Source organism: Carnobacterium gallinarum DSM 4847, assembly GCF_000744375.1.
GTDB classification, from domain to species: Bacteria; Bacillota; Bacilli; order Lactobacillales; family Carnobacteriaceae; genus Carnobacterium; species Carnobacterium gallinarum.
Genome location: NZ_JQLU01000005.1, coordinates 1776928 through 1795444 on the forward strand (window position 1 = coordinate 1776928; position 18517 = coordinate 1795444).

The 18517-nt window shown below is 34.0% G+C and carries 15 protein-coding genes; 10 read left to right on the plus strand and 5 right to left on the minus strand.

Annotated elements, in window-relative coordinates; all coding sequences use genetic code 11:
* Positions 1-96 precede the first annotated feature (96 nt).
* Together BR43_RS13050 and BR43_RS13055 are read left to right on the plus strand one after the other, a co-directional pair.
* A complete protein-coding gene (locus tag BR43_RS13050) occupies positions 97-474 on the plus strand; it encodes an OsmC family protein (protein WP_034562642.1) in 378 nt (125 codons plus the stop codon).
* A gap of 216 nt (positions 475-690) precedes the next feature.
* Positions 691-891 carry a cold-shock protein gene (locus BR43_RS13055; RefSeq protein ID WP_010050206.1) on the plus strand — a complete coding sequence of 67 codons (201 nt, stop codon included), beginning with the start codon at positions 691-693 and terminating at the stop codon, positions 889-891.
* Positions 892-1022: 131 nt separating this feature from the next.
* On the opposite strand, the gene BR43_RS13060 is transcribed toward BR43_RS13055, so the two are convergent.
* Positions 1023-2072, minus strand: a complete 1050-nt coding sequence (locus BR43_RS13060) for a GGDEF domain-containing protein (protein WP_034562644.1) — start codon at positions 2070-2072, stop codon at positions 1023-1025.
* Positions 2073-2292: 220 nt separating this feature from the next.
* Here BR43_RS13060 and BR43_RS13065 point away from each other — a divergent pair, with 220 nt between their 5' ends.
* Positions 2293-3045: an acyl-[acyl-carrier-protein] thioesterase gene (locus BR43_RS13065; RefSeq protein ID WP_034562646.1), complete on the plus strand. Its 753-nt coding sequence runs from the start codon at positions 2293-2295 to the stop codon at positions 3043-3045.
* Between the two features lie 51 nt (positions 3046-3096).
* Here BR43_RS13065 and BR43_RS13070 read toward each other — a convergent pair whose 3' ends face one another.
* Positions 3097-4062: an asparaginase gene (locus BR43_RS13070; protein WP_034562647.1), complete on the minus strand. Its 966-nt coding sequence runs from the start codon at positions 4060-4062 to the stop codon at positions 3097-3099.
* 877 nt (positions 4063-4939) lie between these two features.
* Between BR43_RS13070 and BR43_RS13075 the strand changes: the two genes are divergently transcribed.
* From BR43_RS13075 to BR43_RS13095, 5 genes are all read left to right on the plus strand, one after another.
* Positions 4940-5659 (plus strand): TraX family protein, encoded by a 720-nt coding sequence (locus BR43_RS13075; protein WP_034562649.1) that lies wholly within the window; start codon positions 4940-4942, stop codon positions 5657-5659.
* 128 nt (positions 5660-5787) lie between these two features.
* Positions 5788-7236, plus strand: a complete 1449-nt coding sequence (locus BR43_RS13080) for a DEAD/DEAH box helicase (protein ID WP_034562651.1) — start codon at positions 5788-5790, stop codon at positions 7234-7236.
* A 62-nt stretch (positions 7237-7298) separates the two neighbouring features.
* Positions 7299-7949, plus strand: coding sequence for a GNAT family N-acetyltransferase (locus BR43_RS13085; protein ID WP_034562653.1), 651 nt, complete (start codon positions 7299-7301; stop codon positions 7947-7949).
* A 185-nt stretch (positions 7950-8134) separates the two neighbouring features.
* Positions 8135-9928, plus strand: a complete 1794-nt coding sequence (locus BR43_RS13090; RefSeq protein ID WP_034562655.1) for a glycerophosphoryl diester phosphodiesterase membrane domain-containing protein — start codon at positions 8135-8137, stop codon at positions 9926-9928.
* Positions 9929-10125: 197 nt separating this feature from the next.
* Positions 10126-10911 (plus strand): TraX family protein, encoded by a 786-nt coding sequence (locus BR43_RS13095; RefSeq protein WP_034562657.1) that lies wholly within the window; start codon positions 10126-10128, stop codon positions 10909-10911.
* A gap of 40 nt (positions 10912-10951) precedes the next feature.
* On the opposite strand, the gene BR43_RS13100 is transcribed toward BR43_RS13095, so the two are convergent.
* Entirely contained in the window at positions 10952-11719 is a 768-nt protein-coding gene (locus BR43_RS13100) for a MerR family transcriptional regulator (protein ID WP_034562659.1), read from the minus strand.
* Positions 11720-11821: 102 nt separating this feature from the next.
* On the opposite strand from BR43_RS13100, the gene BR43_RS13105 reads away from it, so the two are divergent.
* Together BR43_RS13105 and BR43_RS13110 are read left to right on the plus strand one after the other, a co-directional pair.
* Positions 11822-13567 carry an ABC transporter ATP-binding protein gene (locus tag BR43_RS13105; RefSeq protein ID WP_034562661.1) on the plus strand — a complete coding sequence of 582 codons (1746 nt, stop codon included), beginning with the start codon at positions 11822-11824 and terminating at the stop codon, positions 13565-13567.
* A 1-nt stretch (position 13568) separates the two neighbouring features.
* Entirely contained in the window at positions 13569-15356 is a 1788-nt protein-coding gene (locus BR43_RS13110) for an ABC transporter ATP-binding protein (RefSeq protein WP_034562663.1), read from the plus strand.
* A gap of 56 nt (positions 15357-15412) precedes the next feature.
* Here BR43_RS13110 and BR43_RS13115 read toward each other — a convergent pair whose 3' ends face one another.
* Positions 15413-17038: an ABC-F family ATP-binding cassette domain-containing protein gene (locus BR43_RS13115; protein WP_034562666.1), complete on the minus strand. Its 1626-nt coding sequence runs from the start codon at positions 17036-17038 to the stop codon at positions 15413-15415.
* 397 nt (positions 17039-17435) lie between these two features.
* Positions 17436-18470 (minus strand): hypothetical protein, encoded by a 1035-nt coding sequence (locus BR43_RS13120; RefSeq protein ID WP_051933959.1) that lies wholly within the window; start codon positions 18468-18470, stop codon positions 17436-17438.
* Positions 18471-18517 lie beyond the last annotated feature (47 nt).

Consider the following 18517-nt stretch of genomic DNA (forward strand, 5'->3'; position numbering starts at 1 on the left):
TAACTAGTAGTGTTTTATGTGCTAGTTAGTCTTTTTATTGGCATAGAAAGGAAGTTGTTGGGTATAATAGACGAAAGTGGAGGGAGTGGGGAAGCAATGAAATTAATTACAGGGGAAAATGGTCTTGAGTTGGTTCATCCGAATGGAAATTGGCAAGTAAAGAAAGAGAGTGGCTTCTCACCTGTAGAGATGCTTGTTAGCTCTGTAGCGGCGTGTAGTACATATGTATATGAAGATGTCTTACACAATTCTAAGATACCTTACGAGTTACATGAGGTAGAGATTAGCTATCAACGGGATTCAGTTGGAACGGTTCATCCAGTTACGAAGATTATCATTACTTTTCATGTAACCATTCCAGTAGAGTTGCAAGAACGTGCAAATCGTGGATTAAAACTCATTCCAAAGCATTGTCCAGTAGTACAAGCTTTAGCAGATACGATTGTTGTAGAAGAAAAACTTATCTGTCGTTAATTGAGCTGAGTGTGGGAGCAGAAAATAGAGCATTACTTGATAAAAAATAAAAAATTATATTATTTTATAAGAATTGTTTGCTTATTCTAAAAAACCGTGATACAATGAGTATATTAATTTTTGTACGGATATTTTGGTTTTTCGTTGTGTATATAACTTCTTCCAAGTGCCATTCAAGAACTATAAAAAATTAGAAACACAAGGAGGAAATATATTATGACTAAAGGTAACGTAAAATGGTTTAACGCAGAAAAAGGATTCGGTTTTATTGAAAGTGAAGACGGCGGAGACGTATTCGTACACTTTTCAGCAATCCAAGGAGACGGATTTAAATCTTTAGACGAAGGTCAAGCTGTTGAGTTTGATACTGAAGAAGGCAACCGTGGACCACAAGCAGTTAACGTAACTAAAGCTTAATTGCAAGTTCAAAACACTTAGACATTTATGTCTAGGTGTTTTTTTTTTACATAAAATAAATTTTTGAAAAAGCACCTTTTTTACAGTCCATTATCTGTAAGAAAGGTGCTATAGGGAATGCAATGCAGTCCTCATTTTAGTTTTTTATCTTCATAAAGTTGTTGATCGGCGATCCGATAAAGTTCATCAATTGTATATTGATTTTTAGAAGAACTTGCACCAACAGAAGTGCTAAGTTGAATAGATTTTTCCGAAGTTGCCTGAATGGTTAGTTGTTGAATGCTGTTTTTAATTTTTAACTTTGTACGAAGAGTGTCACTAGGAGCTAAGTCTGTAGGAACAATAATTACAAATTCATCGCCACCAATTCGATAGACATGATTTTTAAAAAGATGAGGCTGATTTAAACAGCTAGCAAATTCTTGTAAAACACAATCTCCAACATCGTGTCCATAGGTATCATTAATTTGCTTAAAATTATTGATGTCCAATAAAAAAATAGTAAAGGCTGTTTTTGCTTGCCAAAGCTGTAGTAAATCTTGATCAAATGAATAACGATTATACAATTTAGTCAAATAGTCGTATTTAGAGGTTTCTTCATAATGGAGAAAAGCTTTTTTATTACTTTCTAAATCCTTAAAGAATTGATAATTGATTGCTACACCAAAAATGCTATAGAAGGTAAAACTAAGTGCTACAAATAATTTATTCGGATAAGTCGCAATAAGTACAAAATTAATAATAATTGGGGTAAAGACAGTTAGAAAGGTTAACCACAAACGCGTTCTTTCTGGGAAACGTAACAACCATTTGCTAATGAAAAATTGACTCATCCCAACAAAAATATAAGTGAGACAGATGCTAATTGTAATCGGGCTAAGTCCGTAAGCTAATCGAGCTAGACCGATTAAAATACTAGCAATTAAAGGAGCAATTCCACCAAAAGAAAAACTAACCATAATGATTGGAACTAAGCGAATATCAATCAAAAAGTCACCATAGTAGGAAATCGAAAAATTCATTAAAATAATGCCAATAAGACCGCTAAGACTACCTACTAAGATTTTGTGTAGGAAAGGAGACTGATGATTTAAGATTGATTTAGATATTTTAGAGAGCAGATACGCACTGCTAATTAAAATGGAAAGGTTTGATATAACACCTTTAAGTATTTGAAACATAGACGATCTCCTTTTTGATAGAATTTCCACACATATATGGTAACACAATAGCAGATAGCATAGAAAGGAATAGCTCTTTTAAAAAGCGGATTGAATAACGATTCAAATAAATTAATATTATGTTTCATCAAAAAGATAAAATTTTTAGTTATGAAACTAACTATTTTTCCAAAATTATGCTACTCTTAATAAGAAGGAATAGAGAAGGTGAGGGAGTTTCATGAGTGGGTTAGTTTATGAAAAAGAGCATACTGTAAAATATTATGAATGTGATGCAACAAAGAAAATCAGCATGCCGATGCTTTTAAATATTATGTTATATGTTTCTGGGGAACAAGGTCGCATGTTAGGTGTTAGTGACGATGTTGTTGCAGAACACGGCTTGTCTTGGATTATTTTGCAAACAGAGATTAAGGTTAATCGTTTGCCAGAAGCGCATGAAAAGATTCGAGTGATGACGCAAGCTCAATCCTATAATAAATTTTTTACCTATCGTGATTTTAAAGTTTATGATGAAGCAGGAGAGTTATGTGTAACGACGAATTGTACGTTTGCTATGATGGACTTTACGCAGCGTAAAATGGTTCGGATTGTGGATGAACTAATTGAACCCTATAAAGTTGAAGGAACGAAAAAATTAATTCGGACCCCAAAACCAGTACCAGTCAATCAAGAAACAGCTCAAAGTATTGATTACCGTGTGCGTTATTTAGACATTGATGGCAATCAACATGTAAATAATGCGAAATATTTGGATTGGTTCTTAGATTCGTTAGGACTTGATTTTATTCGTCAGCATCAATTAAAAAGTATTAATGTAAAGTATGAAAAAGAAGTTGGCTATGGAAATATGGTTCAAAGTTTAGTTAGTCAAGAAGTTTTAGAAGATGGGCAGATTGCAACAGCTCACCAGATTGTGAATAATGGGACTCTTTCTTGTGAAGCAAGTATGGTTTGGGAACCGTTGAATTAGAAAATAAAAAACTTCTTTCGCAATGAATGCGGAAGAAGTTTTTTTATAAGCTTAAAAATATTTTTCAAGTTCATCATGATTAGTCGTTGCGTTTAAAGCAACTAAGAGTTTGATACGAGCTTTAGGACCTGTTAGACCATTGGTAAAAATAATCCCCATCTCTTTCAGACGTTTTCCACCACCAGCATAATCATAAACATCTTGGGCAACTCCATTGAAACAGCGTGAAACTAATACAATCGGAATATTGTTGTCCAAGAGCTGTCTTAAAGCGGGCAGGGTTGCAGGAGGCAGATTCCCAGCTCCAAGTGCTTCAATTACTAAACCATCAGTAGCAGGAGTATTTAACGCTTCTAGCAGGGTACTATCCATTCCAGCAAATGCTTTAAGCAAATAAACATTCTTATCCACAGTTGCGATATCAAATTTTTCAATTTCAATTAATTCTTGGAAAAAGAGGACTTTATTTTTAGCAATTAAACCAATTGGTCCAAAAGTTGGCGTTCTAAATGTCGCTACATTAGTAGTGTGGGTTTTAGTTACATAACGAGAAGTATGGATTTCATCATTCATAACAACTAAAACACCCTTATTTTTAGCTTCCTCCGAAGTAGCTACCCAGACAGCACTTTGAAAATTATAAAGACCGTCGGAACCAATCTCATTACTCGAACGCATAGCGCCAGTCATAATAATTGGAACTTGGTGATCCAAGGTAATATCTAAAAAATAAGCCGTTTCTTCTAAGGTGTCCGTTCCATGAGTGACAATAACACCATCAACGCCTTCGTTTAGAATAGCTTCTTCAATTCGTTGCTTTAAAAGTAACATTTCTCTTGGTGTCATATGTGGTGAAGGCAACTGAAATATGTCTTCTACAACCAAATTCGCATCTTTTTCAAATAAATGCCCTTGATGTAATAAAGGATTTTCTGAATTAGGAGCAACTTTACCAGTTGTTTGATCCTCGCTCATGGCGATCGTTCCGCCAGTGTGTAGTACTAAAATAGTTTTCAAAAGAATTCCTCCTTATTCACAAAGCAGGTGCTTTGCGTTTCTATTTTAGCACAATTTCCAGAATCTTACTTAGAATGCGTTCAAAAACTACGCTAGCCACTATTTCTATGATGATGTTGGAATTCTTCGTTATTAAACCTCACTTATATACTACATAAGCCATGTTTTATTACTGGATTTCTACAAACAACACTGGAAAATTCAGATGCTATTGTCGTTTTCAAACGCATCCAAACTGAAGCTTAATAAATCCCTTAGAATGCCTCATCTTCTAATAAAGCGGCTTTAGAGAATCGTTGCAAGCAGATCCCTAACAATAAACCTTCTTTTTTTAGAGTCATTTATTTTGGTGAAATACCACTAGAAAGTGAGAATACCTGTGTACTATGAGCTTGCTACTAATCTAGTGTACTAGGAACATCGATAATCAATTAGCTGATTTTTAATTAAATTTTCGCTATGACTTTGCCAAGTATTTTATAGGAATGATTTAGATTATTTCCTGGGAAATAGTTTTTAGGAAATGATTGATTTGTGGAGGATGGTCAACTTTCTCATACTCGATTCAAGTTGTTCAACAAAAGCTCCCGTAACAATAAAACCATCAAAAGAACGATAATAACTATCTTCAAAATAAATGATTCAACTTTCAATGTAAGTATGTTGTTGAAAAAATCATTCTTCTATCATTTAAAATTACATTTTAAGAAGGTGATTTTGATAGAACAATTTATAGATTTATACGAACAATTTTGTTATATTAACAAGCTGTATTGTAAGGATAAAAGCAGAGGGTAGGGGGAGTTCGCATGTTATTATTGTACTAGATTGAAGCGACAATGAGCTTCAAAATTAAGCAAAATTAAGGGGAAATATAATGACAGGAACAGCACTTAAATTTTTAATGGCCTTTTTAATGGTTTTTGACCATATCGGCTACTTTGTTTCACCAGAGGTACAATCTATTTTTCATGTTTTAACAAGATGTGTAGGAGTTTTCTTTGCCTATATGGCGGTTGAAGGATTCCATTATACACACGATCGGAAAGCTTACTTAAAGCGTTTATTTGGAATGGCAGCCGTGATGTTTGTTGGAAACTCACTTCTTAGTATGCTGATCAACGATCCGCTAAAAAATCCACATAATAATATTTTCTTAACGTTAGCACTAGGAACATTGATGCTTTATTTTATGAGTCTAGTGAAGCAACAAAATGGATTAGCGAAAAAAGTTTTATTGATTATTGGAAGTATTGTTATTCTATTAGGTTCACCATTCCTAGCAGAAGGTGGGCAGATTATTGTGCCATTTATGTTATTGTCATATATGTTCTATGAGAAACCGGCAATGCGAAATCTGAGTTATTTACTGTTTGCGGGGATTTTATTCTTTATGTCTTATAGCCCTTATCCAACAATCCAAGAAACCATCGAAATGTTGGCTTTTAACTCGGACTTTATGTTTATTACCGTGATTCCATTCTTATATTTGTACAATGGCAAACGTGGAAATAATAGCACATTTAGCAAATATTTCTTTTATGGATTTTATCCAGCCCACCTGTGGATAATTGCGTTAGCTGCAGCTTATTTATAGAAAATAATGAAAATCTCATGTCATTTGATCCGCTTACTTGTGGATATTCAATATTTTAGTTGGAAATCAACCAATCTTTGTGGGTATCATGCTATAATGAAGGAATCAAAGAAGTGGAAGAGGTTATTATGGGAAAAAAAGAATTCAGCGATTATGGTATTCGTGAAGAAGTATTAAAAGCAATAAATGGTTTAGGCTATTTTCAACCAACAGAAGTACAAAAGGAAGTGATTCCTTTAGCATTAGCTGATATGGATGTAATTGTAACATCGCAAACAGGAAGCGGAAAAACAGCTAGTTTTGGGATTCCTTTATGTGAAAAAGTCAATTGGGAAGAAAACAAACCTCAAGCATTAGTTTTAGTACCAACACGTGAATTGGCTTTACAGGTCAAGGAAGATATTGCCAATATTGGTCGTTTTCGTCGAATTAAAGTGACTGCAGTTTTTGGAAAATCATCCTTTGATCGTCAAAAATCAGAATTAAAACAAAAAAGTCATATTGTTGTTGGAACGCCGGGACGTGTTTTGGATCATTTGAAAAAAGGCACCTTCTCTGTGGATAAGTTAGAGTATTTAGTGTTAGATGAAGCAGATGAAATGTTAAATATGGGCTTTATTGATCAAGTAGAAGAGATTATTGACTTTTTACCAACACAACGTCAAACATTACTATTTTCAGCTACTATGCCAAATGAAGTTGAGCGTTTAGCTACTCATTATATGCAAAAAGAAGCGACTTCTGTCAAAATTGAAACAACAGAAGCATCGAAACCTAAAATTATGCAATCTTATTTAATGGTTTCTGGGGATAAAAAACAGGAAACGTTACTGGACTTATTAACTGTGGAAAACCCAGATAGTTGTATTGTGTTCTGTAATCGCCAAGAAACTGTGAATAACATCTATGATGTCTTAAATAAAGCGGGTTTACCTGTGGATAAGCTTCATGGCGGTATGATTCAGGAAGATCGTTTTGATGTAATGGATGATTTTCGTAAAGGAAAATTCCGTTATTTAGTTGCAACAGATGTCGCAGCTCGTGGAATTGATGTGGATAACATTACTCATGTAGTCAATTATGATGTACCTGTGGAAAAAGAAAGCTTTGTACATCGTACTGGTAGAACTGGTCGAGCAGGGAAGATGGGAATTGCCTTAACCCTAGTTGAATCTTTTGAGAAAGAGCGTTGGGCTGAGATTAAAAAATATGTTGAAGCTGAAATTATTGAGATTACAGCTCCTAGCGCTCGTTTTGTGCAACGTCATAAGCCAGCATTTGAAAAGAAATTAGCCGAACGTCCTCGTCTGAAAAAAGATAAAGGAACGGCTTTAAATCAAGATATTATGAAGGTTTACTTTAATGGCGGCAAAAAGAAAAAAATTCGGGCAGTTGATTTTGTTGGAACATTAGCAAAAATTCCCGGAGTAAATATGGAAGATATTGGGATTATTACGATTCAAGAAAATGTCAGCTATGTGGATATCTTAAATGGCAAAGGTCCAATGGTGATTGATGCGATGAAGACACGGACAATCAAGGGCAAACAATTAAAAGTTCATAAAGCAAATAAATAATTTGAGAAAGCTTGTAGTGATTCATTTGCTACAAGCTTTTAATTACATGGAGGAGGATAGTTATGACGCTAAAAATTAGAACAATTCAACAAGCCGATCATCGACGTGTGGAGGAAATTACGCGTGAAGCTTTTTGGAATCTATATGTACCTGGTAGCAATGAACATTTCATTGTGTATAACATGTGGACAACATCTGATTATATTTCTCAATTGTCGTTGGTTATTGAATTAGATCAAGAAATTATCGGCAGTATTCTTTATACACAGTCTAAAATAGTTACTGAGAATGGAAAAAAATCATATGAGATGATAACATTTGGACCAGTGAGTATTTTACCGGAGTTTCAAGGAATGGGTTATGGGAAAAAATTGATTGCGTATTCTATTGATCGTGCTAGAGAATTAGGCTATCGTGGTATCCTAATTGGCGGTTATCCACACTATTATGCACAGTTTGGATTCAGTAGTTCTAAGAAATATCAGCTTTCTTTGCCAGATAAAAATTACTATACAGGGATTCTGGCATTGCCGTTAATTGAAGGCGGCTTGGATAATATGACAGGTAGTATTTTTTTCAGCGAAGTACTTGAGCCAGATGACTCTCAATTAGAACAATTTGACCAAACTTTTCCAACAAAATTAAAACAAGTACAAGCCAGCCAGAAAGAATTTGAAAAAGCTGTAAGCCAACTTGAGACAAAAAATTATTAAAGAGTTGAACGTAGCTCTTTTTAGGTTATTTATAAAAATGTCGAGTGTGGCACAAAACTAATTTTTAGTTTTGGTCATACTCTTTTTATCGGATTCTTATGATTGTCTAAAGGGTTTGTTGTTGTTATTTGTGGTAAACTAATGATGGACTAAATTAATTTTAAGTATGGGAAGTGAATAGAAAGATGAAGTCGAGTTGGAAGACAATCAAGCATTTTTTTAACAGCGCTTGGGGAAGCTCTAAAAATGTTATTATTGTTCACAGTTTTATTCTAACGGTAGCTGTTCCGTTATTTACATTTTTAACTAAAGCTGTTTTAGCTAGTGGGAATATCAGTTATCTTTCTTTTGATAATTTATTGCCAATTATCCAAAAACATCCTTTTGTGTTAATTGGTTTATTGTTGATTCTTTGTTTGTTTAGTGTTGTTATTTTTATTGAATTCACTTTTTTGCTATTGAGTATTTATTTTATTCGCAAAAAAGAGAAGGTTAGTTTATATAACTTGCTTAGTTTAACGTTCAAGCAATTAAAAAATGTTATCGGTAGTGAAATCTTATTTTTTATTTTTTACTTTTTCCTGATTTTGCCTTTTGGTGGAATTGGATTTAAAACCGAATTATTGGCCAAAATAAAAGTACCTGTCTTTATTTTAGATTATATTTTTTTAAATCGTCTAATTTTTGTACCATTATTAATTATTGGCTATATATTCTGTTTATATATCGGGATTCGGTTGCTACTAGTGTTGCCGTTAATGATTATTTATAATCTCCCTTTTAAGGAAGCTATCAAGGAAGGTTTGCGTTTAACAAAGCGCAAATTTTGGTATTTGGTACGTAGATTACTATTATTGAGTCTGAGTCTAACTTTTGTAGTCTGGCTTATTGGAAGTGTGCTATTTTTTGTTCAGGAGCAGGTTGAAACGATGTATCCTCAACAGGGGCTAATTAGTGGAGTCATCGTACTGACTGGTTTGCAAATTTTAACAAGCATCCGCAATATTGTGGCAATGATTATTATCTTTTATTTGATGGTATCGTTATTGATGAAGGAAAAGAAATCGGATGGCATCTTGCTTGAGAATTTGAAATCGATTCAAGTGAAACGCAGATATATTGTTATTGGAAATTTAATTATTGGTATGATAGTAGGAATTTCAGTTATTGGGATGGGGATTTATAATTTTCTGTATCTGGAAGGCGAGCTTTTATTTCGACCGATTGTGATTTCACATCGCGGTGTCACGGAAGCAAATGGTGTGCAAAATACTATTGAGGCATTGAAAAAAACAGCAAAACAAAAGCCTGATTACGTTGAAATTGATATTCAGCAAACCAAGGATAAACAATTTGTTGTGATGCATGATTTGAATTTGAAAGATTTGGCAAGTAAAAATGTAACAGTAGCTGATTTAACTTTAGCAGAGTTACAGAAGATTACCTTATCTGAAAACGATACTACTGCAAAAATTTCTAGCTTTGATGATTATTTAGTTGAGGCTAAAAAGTTGAATCAAAAATTATTAGTTGAGATTAAAATAACACCAAAAGATTCAAAAGATATGCTTGATTTGTTCATTAAAAAGTATCAGAAGACAATTATTGAAAATGACTATCAGCTTCAAAGTTTAAGTTATACTGTTGTAACGAAGTTAAAAGAAAAAGTTCCAAAATTTTATGTCGGTTACATTATGCCATTTAATTTAATTGGACCACCGAATACGAAAGCTGATTTTTATTCGATTGAATATTCAACTGTTAGTGGTGATTTTGTTGATGAGGTAGCCAATCAGAATAAGAAGGTTTATGTTTGGTCAACGAATGATGAAGATACCGTAAAAAAAATGATGACCTATGGTGTTGATGGAGTAATTACTGATGATATTAAAACGGTGAATGCTGCAATTAAAAGTGCCTTAGACAATAGTGGGACCTATTCAGATCGACTGTTTAATTATTATTCAATTACAAATTAAAAACGTAAATGTCAGTGATAAATTGAAAAGTAGCTCTTGTTGAATTCATAGAAAAATGAATTCGATAAGAGTTTTTTTATTATAAATGACAAAAGTGTTATGTCTGCCTTACTAAAATCGATGTTTTAATAACGTTTTTTCTTTTATAATTAGGGCTAAGATGCTAACTAAGTAAAGGAAAAAAGGTGAAAAAAGATATGGAGAAAAGAATGACGGCATTTCAGTTAAAAGTAATCGGAATTAGTTTAATGGTTTTTGACCATATTCATCAACTGTTTTATTTAAAAGGAATTCCAATGTGGTTTACGATGCTGGGGCGAATCGTGGCACCCATTTTTTTGTTCTTAAGTGCAGAGGGCTATCATTATACTAAAAATAAAATAAAGTATTTACGCAATTTATTGCTTGGGTTTTGGTTAATGGGACTAGTGGATTGGATAGTGCCAACCCTTTTACCTAATGAAAACATTGTTCTAGCAAATAATATTTTTGGAACGTTATTCTTAGGTGTATTAGCAATGTATTGTTATGATAGTATTAAAAATAGTAAGCAAGATAAAAAACAAGGATTTATTGGAATTGGAATTATTTTATTTGTTTTAGCCTATTCAGCTTATTTTTTTAATTTGTTATCAGATCCAGATAATTTTAATGTCACACTATTTAGAATTTTATCGATCATTTTTCCAACTTTAGTTACAACAGAAGGTGGATTTGTCTTGGTACTATTGGCGTTATTTTTCTATATTTTCCGAGAAAAACGAACAGTTCAGATTGTGGTTTTATTGCTAGTATCAGTAGTGGCGACAGGATTTAATTTTACTGGTTTATTTACAACAAATATTCAATGGATGATGGCTTTCTCAGCTATTTTCATTTGGCTATACAATGGTAAAGAAGGTAAAAAGATGAAATGGTTCTTCTATTATTTTTATCCAGTTCATATCGCCATTTTATATATATTCGCTACATTAATGGGGTAAGATAGTAAAAAAGCAGTCAGCAAATTAAGCTGACTGTTTTTTATTTAGTCGGAATAATTTCAATCCAAGCTTTGTAATAATCCATTTGAAAACCAGCTTCGTTGATTGCTGTGGCTAAATAACGTCCTAATACTTGACCTGTTCTTAGACCTTGTTTCAGCAGGGCTTGTTCTTTCTCAACTAAATTTGTATGAGCGGCATTATCAGATTGAATCATTAAAAGAAACTTCAGATAGGTTCCAGTTCCATGATTCTCCCATAACGTTTCTTTGTTGGAAAAATGTTCTTCTTCCACACATAATCCATAGTACACTTCTGGATTTTTTTCTGGATGATAATACATAGCAGAAGCACCAGGATTTTCCAGATATACCTGAAGTTCATCCGAATCCGATAAATCAAAGGAAATTATTTTTTCAACAGTTGGAACCTCTTCAGTGAAATCTTGTTCTTTAAGAAAAAGTAATTCATTTAATTGTTCTTTTCTTTTTCGGATGCCGATGGTTTTGCGTTTTAATTCTTCTAATTGTTGCAGCGTATTTAGTTCAGTTTCCGTTAACATATCTAATAGTTTTTCAGGTGGATTTTGATGGAAATGAACCATCTGTTTGACGGGAACATTTAAATCACGATAGAAGATAATATCACTTAAGTCTAAGATCGTTTGAAAATCAAAAATACGATAATCATTTTCTTGATTTCGCTTGGAAGTAATCAGTTTTTTTTCTTCCCAATAGCGAATGGTTGAGCTAGGAACTTTAAAAATTTCTGCAATCTCTCCAATAGTAAACGTTTCATCAATCAGCAAAAGAACACCTCCTATATTTATTATAGCGATTTTCTGCTTGACCTTCAAGCTACTTTAAGGTGTAAGATTCTCTGGTATTCAAAAATAAAAGGAGGAATTAGGATGAAACTAATTGGGAAGTTTTTAACAGTCAATAAGCGTTTGGTTTTATTCACATTTCTTAGTTTATGTATTCAAGTTATCGGGACGTTAGGAGTTCCGTTGCTTGTGGCTAAATTAATTGATGAAGGCATTGTTAGTGGGAATTCTGCTAGCGTAACTTGGATTGGAATTGAAATGTTAGGAATGGCTATTATCGGCAGTATTGGGGCGATTATTGGTAGTTGGTTATCCGCAGAATTAGCCGCCAAATTTGGCTTTGAGATACGCAATTCATTTTTTGATAAAGTTCAATTATTGTCGATTAAAGATACAGAAGAATTTGGAACAGCAACGTTATTAACACGTATGACCAATGATGTGGATAACATTCAACGAATGCTTGTTTTATTTCTACAAATGATTTTACCGGCACCAATTATTAGTATTTTTGCAATTATTATGACCTACTTGCATTCGCCAAAATTAGCAATGATTCCATTGTTATCGATTATTATTTATGGCGGTATTGCTACGTATCTATTAAAGAAAGGCGTTCCATTTTCAAATCAAATTCAGAAAAATATTGATCGTGTAATGGTGACTTTGCGTGAATTCTTTAATGGAATCACAATGATACGTGCTTTTGATAATCAAGATTATGAAGAAAAACGAACCAATCAGACATTTGAGGAATATGGGAATAGTATGATTCGGGTGAATCAAATTTTTGCTTGGTTAACGCCAGTGGCTTTTCTAATTATGGGAGTAGTGTTTGCTTTGATAATTTGGTTTGGCGGCGTTTTAATTGGTTTTGGTGAAATTGAGATTGGAATTGTCACAGCAGTAATTGAATATTCGATGCTGACATTAGCTTATTTAATGATGGCAGCAATGGTATTAGTGACACTTCCGCAATCATTGGCTTCATTGAAACGTCTGGAAGAGGTGCTTGGGACAAATGAAGAAATTAAAGATTATGTACTTCAGTCGGAAGGGAATTTAGTTGCAAAATCAACAGATCAAGTGATGGTGAATTATCATAAAGTAACGTTTAGTTATGATCGAGCAACAGATCCAGTTTTAGAAAATATTGATTTTACGATTTTAAAAGGAAAGACAACAGCTATTGTTGGCGGGACGGGTTCTGGAAAAAGTACGGTAGCCAAACTTTTATTGCGTTTAAGTGATGTCAATGCAGGCAGTGTTGTTTTTGATGGAATCGATATCCGGAATCTTTCTCAGGCTGACTTAAGAAGTCGAACGAGTTATGTACCACAAAAAGCGTTCTTGTTTAGTGGCACGATCGAAAGTAATTTGCGCATGGGAAAACCAGATGCGACAACAGAAGAATTGGCAAAAGCTCTTGATACAGCGCAAGCAACTGAATTTATTGCTTCGTTAAAGGATGGCATGGATAGCTTTGTAGCTCAAGGTGGGGATAACTTTTCAGGCGGGCAAAAGCAGCGATTGTGTATTGCACGTGCCTTAATTAAACCGGCAGATATTTACATTTTTGATGATAGTTTTTCAGCATTGGACTATAAAACGGATGTCTTATTGAGACAGGCGTTAAAGCGTGAAATGGGAGAAAAGACGTTATTAATTGTGGCCCAGCGTTTAAGTACAATCCAAGAGGCAGATCAGATTATTGTTTTAGATGATGGTCGAATTGTTGGCAAAGGCACCCATCAAGAATTAGTCAATAACAACCAAACGTATCAAGAATTTGCAGCCTCACAAGGGATGATTGGAAAGGGGGAGCAGTAAGATGCAGCAATTAAAAAAACAAGAAACTAAACAATCCTTAACTAAGTTTTTCCAATTGATTCAACCAGAAAGAAAGATTTTTATTGGCTTATTATTTTGTAGTTTAATTGGAAATGCGTTAGTCACAGCGATGCCATTTATTATGGGGATTGCAATCGATGATTTATTGGAATTAATTAAGTTAACTGGCTTTCAACAAGTAACGTTGGCTGATTTGAATCAAGTCTTAATGGTCCCGGTTTTAATTTTGATTGTATTTGCTGGAATCAGCAGTATGACGTCTTATATTCAAGAGGCAACTATGGCAAAATTAAGTGAAAAAATCACGTTGCGTTTGCGAAAAGAAATCACAAAGAAATTCAAGAAGTTGCCGATATCCTTTTTCGATCAGCATCAAGTGGGTGACATTTTAAGTCGAACAACAACGGACTTAAATCGTGTTTCTCAAGTATTGTTAACAGGAGTAAATCAATTTTTTTCTTCAGTAGCGAATATTTTATTTGCAGGTTTTATGTTATTTTATATCGATTATAAAATGACTTTAATTGTGTTAGCCTTGATGTTAGTTAGTTCGTTTGTTACGAAAAAAATTGCTTTGAAGAATAAAGAACTAGCAGATAAAAGTCAGTCAGAGCTTGGTATTTTAAATAATCAAGCGGAAGAATTTTTTGCAGGTTCTTTAGTGACGAAGACGTTTAATCAACAAGATGCTGCTAAGAAAGTGATTTTAGCGACGAATAAAAAACAGTATCAGGCTTTTAAAAATGCACAATTTATGAATTATGCGATTTACCCAGCTATTCGTTTTATCAATCAACTGGCGTTTATTATCAGTGGTGTTCTGGGTGCTATATTAGTGATTCAAGGAGCGATGTCTATTGGGGTGATTCAAGCATATCTTCAATATGTGAATCAAATTTCAGAGCCAATTACAACATCGTCTTATGTAATTAATGATATTCAAGGAGCAATGGCTTCAATTGATCGGATTTTTGCTATTTTGGAAGAGTTAGAGGAAGTTCCAGAAAAAGTGGAATTAACGACGATTACAAAACCAAAAGGTGAAATTCGTTTTAAAGAAGTCCAGTTTGGCTATTCGCCAGATCAGTTATTGATGAAAAAAGTTGATTTTACAGCGAAGGCCAGAAAGACAATTGCGATTGTTGGACCAACTGGGGCGGGTAAAACAACATTGGTTAATCTATTGCTACGTTTTTATGAAATCAATGGTGGAATGATTACTTTTGATGGTCATGATATTACTAATCTTTCAAGGAAAAATCTACGTTCAATGTTTGGTATGGTGCTACAAAACACCTGGTTGTTTGAAGGGACGGTAGCCGATAATATTGCGTATGGTAAGAGAGACGCAACTCGAGAGGAAATTATTCAGGCAGCGAAGGTTGCGCAATGTGATCATTTTATCCGAACCTTGCCGAATGGATATGAGTCAATTATTTCAAGTGAAGGTGGATTGCTTTCGCAAGGGCAACAACAGTTACTAACGATTGCTCGGATTATATTAGCGAATCCTCCTGTTGTCATTTTAGATGAGGCAACGTCTAGTGTTGATACTCGAACGGAAGCACATATTCAACAAGCGATGAATGAAGTAACTAAAGATCGAACAAGTTTTGTGATTGCTCATCGTCTATCGACAATTGAAAATGCTGATTTAATATTAGTAATGAAGGCTGGAACGATTATTGAACAAGGAAATCATCAAGAGTTATTAGCGAAGCCCTCTCTTTATGCGGAGCTTTACCGTAGTCAGTTTCAAGTAACGTAATGAAAAAATGCTAGCTGAAGGAAATCTCCTTTAGCTAGCATTTTTATTTTTTTAAATTAAGCGTACAATTTAGCGACTTGCTCTTGCACGTTTTTATCTTCTAAGAAATCATCATAAGTTGTATCGCTACGGTCAACAACTCCGTTTGGTGATAGTTCAATAATGCGATTTGCAATTGTTTGAATAAATTGGTGATCGTGTGAACCAAATAGTAAAGCACCTTTGAAGGCAATCATTCCATCATTTAAAGCCGTAATTGACTCTAAATCTAAATGGTTTGTTGGATCATCTAGGACTAAAACATTTGATTTACTTAACATCATCTTAGATAACATACAACGAACTTTTTCGCCACCGGAAAGGACAGAAACTTTTTTCATTACATCTTCACCAGAAAATAACATACGACCTAAGAAACTACGTAGGAATGTATTGTCACTTTCTTCTTTTGATGCAAATTGACGTAACCAGTCAACTACTGTTAAATCACCTTTAGCAAATTCAGCAGTGTTATCTTTTGGTAGGTAAGATTGAGAAGTAGTGACCCCCCATTTAACGCTACCAGAATCAGGTTCCATTTCACCCATCAAGATTTTGAAAAGAGTTGTAATCGCAATATCATTTTGACTGATAAAGGCGGTTTTATTTTCACGATTTAACGAGAAAGTAATATTGTCTAAGATTTTAACGCCATCAATTGTTTTAGAAACATTCTCAACACGGATTAAATCATTTCCGATTTCACGATCAGGAGTAAAACCAACAAATGGATAACGACGTGAAGAGGGTTGAATGTCGTCCAATGTGATTTTTTCTAACATTTTTTTACGTGAAGTTGCTTGTTTAGATTTAGAGGCATTTGCACTAAAACGAGCGATAAAGTCTTGTAATTCTTTAATTTGTTCTTCTTTTTTAGAGTTTGAGTCAGAAGCTAAACGGCTTGCTAGTTGACTAGATTCTAACCAGAAGTCATAGTTCCCAACGTAAAGTTTGATTTTACCAAAGTCAACATCAGCCATATGCGTACACACTTTGTTTAGGAAGTGACGGTCATGGGAAACGACGATAACAGTGTTAGGGAAATTGATTAAGAATTCTTCTAACCATTCGATTGATTGTTTGTCTAAACCATTGGTAGGCTCATCTAGTAGTAAGACATCAGGTTTGCCAAATAGTGCTTGAGCAAGTAATACTTTAACCTTTTGTCCACCAGTTAATTCGCTCATTGTTTTTTGTTGTAAGCTTTCGTCGATTCCTAAGCCTTGTAATAAAACAGCAGCTTCAGGTTCAGCTTCCCAACCATCTAATTCAGCGAATTCACCTTCAAGTTCAGCGGCACGAATACCATCTTCATCGGTAAATTCTTCCTTCATATAAATAGCGTCTTTTTCTTTCATGATATCGTAAAGACGTTTATGTCCCATGATAACTGTTTCAAGAACACCATATTGTTCATAGTCATAGTGATTTTGTTTTAGGAAAGTTAAGCGTTCGCCAGATGACATCGATACATCACCAGTAGTTGGTTGAATATCGCCAGATAAAATTTTAAGGAATGTTGATTTACCAGCACCATTTGCGCCGATAAGTCCATAACAGTTGCCGGGGATGAATTTGATATTTACATCTTCAAATAAATTTCTATCTGAAAATAAAAGACTGACATTATTAACTGTAATCATTTTTGTTTTCTACCTCTATTCTATAGTATATCTAAACTATTCTAACACATTATACGGTTAAATGCGATGGTATGAGAGGATTTCTGAAAAATTGTTCATAAATGAATGTGGAATTTAATGGAATAAGAATCAAAAAAAACTAGTACAAGGACTAGTTTGTCTCTGGATTAGCTCAAAAAAACTTAATTAAAATTGGGCTAATTATACTTTTCTCCTGACTTAGTGGGTGAATATTTTGATTCATGGGCAAGGTTCTTATCAAGGACTTTTTTGAACGAACTAAAATAAGAGTAGTCCAGTAATCAGACCTTGTTCTGATTTATTGGACTACTCTTATTTTGTGTTATTTTAAAAGTTCATCAAATAATAAATGGATAAATAAGTCGGCTATTGTATTTTAACGAATCAATTCTGTAAATAAATATAAAAGAGCTTTATCCTTCATCAAAAGATGCAGTTGATTTCTATAATAAAGAGTCCGATCGTAAACCCGCCATTTGATGAAAGGTGAAGTAACGCTTAAAATAAGTTCTTCATTTAAAGTAACCAGTAATTCCCCTTTATTCTCATGAACATATAGGGTATTTAAGTTATGTGGCGGTTGTTGATTTAGCGAGGAAAGCGCCGCCTTGACTGTAATTGACTTAGAGCGATATTGCTTTTCTTTTTCTAATTTTCGTTTCAGTGGTTCAAATGAAAAAAGTTCGCCTTCATCAATCAATGGCTTTGTCATAGCTAATGGTAAGGGCAATTCTTCGATAGAGTGTTGCTCTTGATTCAATAGTTCGCTCGCTGTCACACTACGATCTAAAAGGATTTTCTGCTGATGTAAATGAAAATAAAAAACAAAATCTTCACGATGTGGATGAAATCCAAACTGAATTAGATCCTGCTGACTCCATTCCGAACGACTAGAAAATTGATCGGTTAATTGATAAATATTTTCGGCGATTCTGGGTGCGGAATGTTGCGTAAAGCGTTTAGAAACTAGATACTCATAAAGTCCAGCCGCGCCACAAGCTAACGCAAAGCGACCATTCTTAGAAATGGCTATATTTAAAACAGGAACATCCCATAACTTAATAATTGGATCGTCTAAATGTTGTTGCGACAGAACATAAAATCCAGTAGAATCAGAAAAATAAAGTTGATGATTAAACAAAGCTGTTGCCAAAGGAGGTTCATTGAAAGGCAGAGTACGTTCGAGATAAGGTTCTAAATCTGCTAATGTAATGTGCAAATCTTCAAAAGGAAAGGGTTCAAAATAAACAGGACGCTCCACTTGATTAAGAGCTTTCATCCATTTATTCCAATCATAAATCATTAATTGATTAGCTTCAGTCCATAAATAAAGTCGACCACTATATAATTGACACTCAAAAAAGCTGCCTTTCAGACTAATTTTTGTTGTAAGTATTTGTTCCTTTTCCATGAAAAAAGCACCCTTTCTTAACCAACAGTATTACCTCTATTCTAGCA